Annotated in this window: 1 protein-coding gene; it reads right to left on the bottom strand. The window is 63.9% G+C overall.

The window, feature by feature from the left end; translation table 11 throughout:
- On the bottom strand, positions 1-347 hold a 347-nt coding region (locus QQZ17_RS19710), incomplete at its 3' end, for a nuclear transport factor 2 family protein (RefSeq protein WP_284554156.1).
- Positions 348-451: the final 104 nt, after the last annotated feature.

The following is a 451-nucleotide window of genomic DNA, read 5'->3' as shown; positions in this document are numbered from 1 at the left end:
ATCCGGGCCTGCTTTCCGTCGCGCAACGTCCACACCTGGGCGAAGTGCATCTCAGCTGGCAATCCAGTCGCCTTCGAGCGCCCGCTTTGGCACAAGATTGCGACAACCCTGTCGCCCGCATCGCGCAGCTCCTCGAGCTGAAGGTCCCATTCCTCCCACGACTCGGTCCAATCTGCGAGGAACTGCATTGCGCCCTCGATGCCCGGATAGGTCTGCTGCTCTGGCCAGCCGCGAAACATCGACATGTCCCAGACGAAGTCCGGGTGAACGATCTCCGCGCGAAGCTCTCCCGTGGCCACGAAGTGCTCGTAACCGCGTCGGACGATTTCGACGTTCTCCTGCGACATCCCCGCCCCAGTATCACGCCGCGAGGTATCGCGTGACCACCGCACCGATCTGGCGCGGAGGTCGACGTAGCGGCCTCTCGCCGCTATCGCTTTTGGTCCGGAGC

Source organism: Citrobacter sp. T1.2D-1, assembly GCF_950098555.1.
In the GTDB taxonomy this organism is placed as follows: Bacteria; Pseudomonadota; Gammaproteobacteria; order Enterobacterales; family Enterobacteriaceae; genus Citrobacter_A; species Citrobacter_A telavivensis.
This window is presented reverse-complemented; position numbering and strand designations above follow the sequence as displayed.